The following is a 6,000-nucleotide window of genomic DNA, read 5'->3' as shown; positions in this document are numbered from 1 at the left end:
TTACTAACCTATCAATATATGGTGTTGTTTCGCAACAGAAACCACCAAATATGCAACTGAAAAAGAAACAAAACCCCTTTTTCTTCAGATGAATTTTTGAAAAAGGAGTTTGTCTACACTCTGAGGCGCTCATCAATAAGAGCGCCTTTAGCATTTCTCAATTGCAACAATATAAGGGGGATGATTATTTTTATTGATAAATTGATATTGCAGGACATGTGCAACACTGGGGTCAATTGTTTTGACGAATGTCATTAATGCATCCCGTTCAACTTGGCCTTCCTCATGTCCGTGGTAAATAACAATGACAATGATACCTTCAGGTTTCATTAAACTTAATAATTGTTGTATTGCGGAAATGGTCGTTTCGGGAACAGTTACAATAGATTGATCCCCTCCAGGTAAATATCCAAGATTAAACATGGCAGCTGAGACTAATCCTTTATGTTCCTTAGAAATAACTTTGTCAATATGCTGATGGCCTTGTTGGACGAGTGTCACTTGATCTAAGAGACTTTCTGTGACTAATCGATCACGAGTGTTAAGAATTGCTTGCTCCTGGATATCAAAGCCATATACTTTCCCTGTGTCTCCAACCAACTTGGCTAGGAAAGCAGTATCATGTCCATTACCTAATGTTGCATCAACGACAATATCTCCTTTGGAAACAGCTTGTTCCAGTAGTTGTTTAGCGAATGGTAAAATTCGTTGGAGCTTCATGATAATTGTACCTCTTCTTTTTGATAAAACTTACCTTGATAACTATTACGACGTTTCAACTCGGCGTCTATAGAATTTAAAACATCCCATTTATTTACACTCCACATCGGTCCAATCATAAGATCAATAGGACCGTCACCTGTAATCCGGTGAACAATCATTTCTGGAGGGAGAATTTCTAACTGATCACATACAAGGCTCACATAGTCTTCTTGTGAAAGAAATTCCAGCTTTCCCTTTTCATATTGTTTTACCATTGGAGTTCCTTTTAGCAAATGTAAAAGATGTATTTTTATCCCTTGAACATCTAATCGGGCGACAGCTTTTGCAGTTTCCATCATCATTTCGTTATTTTCCAGAGGCAATCCGTTAATAATATGAGAGCATATACGAATACCATGTTTACGTAATTTATTGACCCCATCTACATAACATTGGAAGTCATGTGCACGATTAATAAGAAGAGCTGTCCGTTCATGTACTGTTTGTAAACCAAGTTCAACCCATAAATATGTCCGTTGATTCAACTCTGCCAGGTACTCAACGACATCATCCGGAAGGCAGTCAGGTCGGGTAGCAATTGAGAGCCCAACAACATCTTCCTGATTTAGAACAGATTCAAATTTTTCTCTTAACACTTCTACGGGTGCATGAGTGTTTGTATAGGCTTGAAAGTAAGCCATATATTTTCCATCTTTCCATTTTTTATGCATTTTTTGTTTGATTTTATCAAACTGAGTAACAAGATCATCACCCCGGTCACCAGCAAAGTCCCCTGAACCTGCAGCACTACAAAATGTACATCCGCCATGGGCAACAGTGCCATCACGATTAGGGCAATCAAAACCTCCATCTAAAGCAACTTTAAACACTTTATGTCCGAAATGGTTACGTAAATGATAATTCCATGTATGATACCGCTTGTTATCTGATGCGTATTCAAATACAGAGGATTGTTTCAAGTAAGATACCTCCTTGTATATCAGCGAAAATTTCCATCTAAATATTTTACCACGTCACCAAAAAGAAAAACAGGTTCGTTCAAGACTTACCAATTATTTAAACACAATTTTTTTTATTGTTTTGCTAACAATAGTATTGATGAAGCGTTATGACTTCATATCGTTTGGAGGAGAGACATATGGCAACAAGACAATCCGTTAACGAATATTTACAACGCTGTACGGAAGCAATTGAATATGCACGTGAGCAATATAAAACAGGCTCACAGCAAGAACACTATAATGCATCTGAATATACAAAAGCACTGCAAGGGTTGGAAAATGCAGTAAATGATATTAATCACTTGTCACTTAGTGCAAATGATCAACAACAAGATCAACTTTACCGTATGAGACTGCAGCTTCAGCAATTACAAAATGAAATGATTTTAAAAGGAGATGCAGAACGATGAAAAAGCGTTCAAAACAAAATAATCCTGAACAAAAAACAAAGAATGGGATCAACAGCAATGATTTAGAATTAGGTCAGGATTATGATCCGGTTATTCAAACAAAAGCAAAGAATGCTAAAAAAGGACAACCGATTAAATCGAAACAACGAGTAGAGAATGAATAATAGAAAAGGGCCGATTTGGCCCTTTTTGTTTTGAGGGAAGAAGAATTAGATGGAGATGGCGCAGAAGTGGTTGATACAGAAGGAATAAATTGAAGTGGTATGATATAGATAGACTGTACCAGGAGGTAATCACATGGCAATTGAAGTAAGATTTTCAAGAGAAAGTGATTTTGAACAATTATTAGAGATAGATAATCGAATTTGGAATACAGCAACAACACCTGCGGTTATTAAGTGGAATTCAATTAGTGAGTATAAGCAAAGAAATCCGGAGGGAAGCCAACTTGTAGCGTTAGTGAATGGAAAAGTAGCCGGATATTTAGGTTTTCACTCTCCAACCCCATTGGATACAAATCAACATGTATTGGAAATAGACATTGCTGTAGACCACCATTTTCAAGGAAGCGGAGTAGGAAAGAGTTTGCTTTCAAGTGCGGAAAAAATTTTCAAAGAAAGGGGCATAAAAAAACTATCGCTCCGTGTATTAGAGACAAATAGCGGGGCAATCTCTTTTTATCAAAAATGTGGTTTTATTGAGCAAGGTAAACTGATCAACGAGTTTTTTATAGATGGAAAGTATGTAAATGATCTCTTAATGTACAGACTTTTAGAGTAGGAGAAAAATCTATATTTTCGCATTATTACAACATTGGGAAATAGCGCATTTCTTCATTGCAAATCAAGGGAAAAGGGGCTAAAATTCTCTGAGGAATATACACGTATGTTCATCGTGAAAAAACGGTAAAGGAGGAGGATTTATGCCACGTTCTCTTTGGTTGCTTGTAATAGGAATGATGATTAATGTGACAGGGGCTTCGTTTTTATGGCCGTTAAACACCATTTATATTCATGATCATCTTGGTAAGTCTTTGACAGTTGCTGGAATTGTCCTCATGTTAAATGCTGCAGCAAGTGTTGTCGGAAATCTTATTGGCGGGGTATTATTTGATAAGATCGGTGGATATAAATCCATCCTGCTAGGAATCGTTATTACATTGGTTTCTGTCGTTGCCCTTATGTTTAATCATACTTGGCCATTATATATGTATTTCTTAATTTTGATTGGATTAGGATCTGGTATCGTTTTCCCAGCTACATACGCATTAGCCGGAACGGTTTGGCCGGAAGGCGGGAGAAAAGCGTTTAATGCTATATATGTTGCACAAAATGCAGGTGTAGCAGCAGGTGCTTCTCTAGGAGGATTCGTTGCATCCATTTCATTTCATTATATATTTGTTGCGAACGCAGCCCTTTATGCTGTTTTTTTCTTGATTGCATTCTTCGGGTATCGAAATATCGATGGTTCAACAGGAAAACAAGCATCGATATTAGATCAAAATCCGACGATTAAAAATAGTGAGAAGTTTGGGGCATTAGTCGTATTATGTATAGGATATTTACTTTGTTGGGTAGGGTATGTTCAGTGGCCGTCAACAATTTCTTCTCATACTCAAACACTAAATATTTCGTTAAGTCAATACAGTTTACTCTGGACAATAAATGGTGTGTTGATTGTATTGGGTCAACCGCTTATCACTCTGTTTGTAAAGCACTTTGCCAAAACATTAAAAAAGCAAATGGTACTTGGCTTTATCGTATTTATTGTCTCATTTATCGTTCTGTCATTTGCAGAGCAATTTACAGCTTTTCTTGTGGCAATGATTATATTGACGATCGGAGAAATGTTAGTGTGGCCAGCTGTGCCAACAATTGCAAATGATTTAGCTCCTAAGGGCAGGCAAGGTTTTTATCAAGGCTTTGTTAATAGTACAGCCACAGGCGGAAAAATGATTGGTCCTCTCCTTGGAGGGGTGGTTGTTGATTACTACAATATGAATTTACTATTCATGATTATTATAAGTTTATTAGTTGCAGGGATCTTTACAACTCTTGTATATGATAAAAAGTTGAATGCAAAGCTAGAAAGCAAAGGGTCTCAGACTTCCGACGCTGTCGGGGTCTAAGACCCTTTTTTTTAGTCAAAATTAGATCGCGGTATGATACGATAAAAGAAAACATCTGCTAGGGGAAGATACTATGTTAGATCATCGTTTTCCATATGCAAAAGAAATCGTGGAGACAGTAATAGAAAACGCTTACGTTTGGATTGTGATTGTTGATGCTGACGGTAAGATTATTTATATGAATGAAAATTACTGTAGATTCTGCGAGATTACGAAAGAGGAAGTCATTGGAAAGCATGTAACAGAAGTGATTGAAAATACACGCATGCACATTGTTGTCAAAAATGGAGAAGAAGAAATAGCAGACCTTCAATATATTCGCGGAAATTATATGATAGCAAATCGTATTCCAATCTTCGCTGATGGTAAAATCGTTGGTGCGTTTGGGACGGTTATGTTTCGTGATACAAAAGAATGGAGTGAGATGAACTCACATGTCCGGCACCATCTGTCATCCATTCAGTCCTTTATTGATCAACAAGAAGTTACAGGTGCAAAATACACATTAAATGATATCCATTCGAATTCTGCTAGTATGTCAGAACTCAAAGAGAAGGTCAAATCAATTGCTGCTACAGATAGCTCAGTCTTAATCAGGGGGGAAAGCGGGACAGGGAAGGAATTGTTTGCACATAGCATTCATCTGTTAAGCCATCGAAGTGAAGGGCCATTTGTAAAAGTGAACTGTGGGGCTATTCCTGAGCAGTTGCTTGAGTCGGAATTATTCGGATATGAAGATGGTGCATTTACCGGTGCTAAAAAAGGCGGGAAAAAGGGGAAATTTCAACAAGCAAACGGTGGAACGATCTTTCTGGATGAAATCGGTGATATGAGTCTTCATATGCAGGTTAAGCTATTGCGTGTTCTTCAAGAAAAAGAAGTAGAACCAATAGGAGGTACAAAAACAATACCTTTGGATGTAAGAGTTATAACAGCAACGAACAGACCGTTAGAGGAACTCATGAAAACGAATGATTTTAGAAGTGATCTTTATTATCGAATCAGCGTGATTCCGCTATTTATCCCGCCTTTGAGGGAACGTATGGCAGATATAGAAACACTTGTCCGATATTTTGTTAAAAAAGTTTCTTTAAGAACAGGTAAAAGAATTTCCATGATTCATGAAGATGTAATGGAGACTTTTCATCAGTATCATTGGCAAGGAAATATTCGTGAATTAGAAAATATTGTTGAAGCAGCCATCCATCTAGCCAAAACAGATGTTATCACACTCGAAGCGATCCCGGATTATATTAAAAACACACCTATTTATCATACTGAGATGAAGGCTAATTCATTAAAAGAAATGTTAGCTCAAGCAGAAAAGAATATTCTTATTCGAACGATACAAAAGCATGCCGGTGATAAAAGAAAGGCAGCAAAAGAATTGGAAATTAGTAAATCAAGTATGTATGAAAAAATTCAAAAGTATGATTTAACTTAGTAGTCCGAAAACTTGGAACACAGTCCAGAATTTTGGACTGTTATTTTTTTATTGTGATTTAGATACCTAAAGTTGATGGACAAGTTTTATATTATGATAGAGTGTCCGAAAAAGCGGAATGAATCTCCCGAGATTTGATTAAACTCGCAGGATTCATTGTAGATAATACAAAGAGATAGCGATTGATTCATACAATTTGTTAAGAGTGCGTTTTTTGGCATATTTCTTGCTGTTATATGTGTAAACATGAAAGGAGGAAGAAATAATTTCAAGAAAAAAGGATAGGAGAGCCCT

The 6,000-nt window shown here is 36.9% G+C and carries 7 protein-coding genes; 5 read left to right on the top strand and 2 right to left on the bottom strand.

Features of this window, described 5'->3' with window-relative positions; genetic code table 11:
• Window positions 1–147: 147 nt before the first annotated feature.
• Window positions 148–720 (bottom strand): tRNA (mnm(5)s(2)U34)-methyltransferase, encoded by a 573-nt coding sequence (locus HWV59_RS20965; RefSeq protein ID WP_175639946.1) that lies wholly within the window; start codon window positions 718–720, stop codon window positions 148–150.
• Window positions 717–1,682 carry a TIGR01212 family radical SAM protein gene (locus HWV59_RS20960; protein WP_102230606.1) on the bottom strand — a complete coding sequence of 322 codons (966 nt, stop codon included), beginning with the start codon at window positions 1,680–1,682 and terminating at the stop codon, window positions 717–719. The genes HWV59_RS20965 and HWV59_RS20960 overlap by 4 nt, the downstream gene beginning before the upstream one ends.
• 179 nt (window positions 1,683–1,861) lie before the next feature.
• Between HWV59_RS20960 and HWV59_RS20955 the strand changes: the two genes are divergently transcribed.
• The 5 genes from HWV59_RS20955 (at window position 1,862) to HWV59_RS20935 (ending at window position 5,706) form a co-directional block, all read left to right on the top strand.
• Window positions 1,862–2,134: a YtzC family protein gene (locus HWV59_RS20955; RefSeq protein ID WP_102230607.1), complete on the top strand. Its 273-nt coding sequence runs from the start codon at window positions 1,862–1,864 to the stop codon at window positions 2,132–2,134.
• A complete protein-coding gene (locus HWV59_RS20950; protein WP_102230608.1) occupies window positions 2,131–2,298 on the top strand; it encodes a glycogen biosynthesis protein GlgD in 168 nt (55 codons plus the stop codon). The genes HWV59_RS20955 and HWV59_RS20950 overlap by 4 nt, the downstream gene beginning before the upstream one ends.
• A gap of 133 nt (window positions 2,299–2,431) precedes the next feature.
• The gene (locus HWV59_RS20945) at window positions 2,432–2,914 is read left to right on the top strand and encodes a GNAT family N-acetyltransferase (RefSeq protein ID WP_102230609.1); all 483 of its coding nucleotides are present in this window, start codon (window positions 2,432–2,434) and stop codon (window positions 2,912–2,914) included.
• A gap of 142 nt (window positions 2,915–3,056) precedes the next feature.
• Window positions 3,057–4,262, top strand: a complete 1,206-nt coding sequence (locus HWV59_RS20940; RefSeq protein ID WP_102230610.1) for an MDR family MFS transporter — start codon at window positions 3,057–3,059, stop codon at window positions 4,260–4,262.
• Between the two features lie 73 nt (window positions 4,263–4,335).
• On the top strand, window positions 4,336–5,706 hold the full coding sequence (locus HWV59_RS20935; protein WP_175639945.1) for a sigma-54 interaction domain-containing protein: 1,371 nt from the start codon (window positions 4,336–4,338) through the stop codon (window positions 5,704–5,706).
• Window positions 5,707–6,000 lie beyond the last annotated feature (294 nt).

The sequence above is a fragment of the Metabacillus schmidteae genome (assembly GCF_903166545.1).
Classification (GTDB): domain Bacteria; phylum Bacillota; class Bacilli; order Bacillales; family Bacillaceae; genus Metabacillus; species Metabacillus schmidteae.
Note: the sequence above shows the minus strand (reverse complement) of the source record. Positions and strands in the feature narration are given on the sequence as shown.